Source organism: Vibrio sp. 1978 (assembly GCF_033344345.1).
The window spans coordinates 1-500 of the sequence record NZ_JAWPOP010001123.1; the positions used below are offsets into that span (position 1 = coordinate 1).

Consider the following 500-nt stretch of genomic DNA (forward strand, 5'->3'; position numbering starts at 1 on the left):
CGCCCATACCTGAGCGGCAATTGCAATCCAGATCAAAAAGTTGCCGCTTAGTCTTCCCTACAAAATAATTTGTGATAGGATGATACCTAATAAAATTAATTAGGTTGAAGCCTATTCAGTGTTTTATGGCCATCTGTCCAGCTTCAACCACTAGAGATTGATTAGTCATTGCGGATAAAGAGCAGCTTTATGCCATGCTTTTCAATGTGATTACGCGATGTCTGACGGTACTTTATAAACAGAGTTTTAATAAACTGGTTGAATTGGATAAACAAGACGCATGACAAATGATGGTCTGAAACAAACGGTAGTGGCGAAGTCAGATAGGCTTTCACAGATAGCGCAGTTGCCACAAGCAACTAGGGATCGCATTGCCCACATCGATTTCACCTTATTGTTTAAGGGCGAAGCGGTGCGAGCGGATTTAGTCGATCGCTTCAGCATAGCCGCTGCACAAGCAACGAAAGACTTCACAATGTACCGAGAGCTTGCGCCAGGTA

1 pseudogene is annotated in these 500 nt (G+C 43.4%); it reads left to right on the plus strand.

Annotated features, from left to right (window positions below):
* Positions 1–280: 280 nt before the first annotated feature.
* Positions 281–500, plus strand: a pseudogene (locus R8N49_RS30980) (WYL domain-containing protein); the annotation flags it as partial.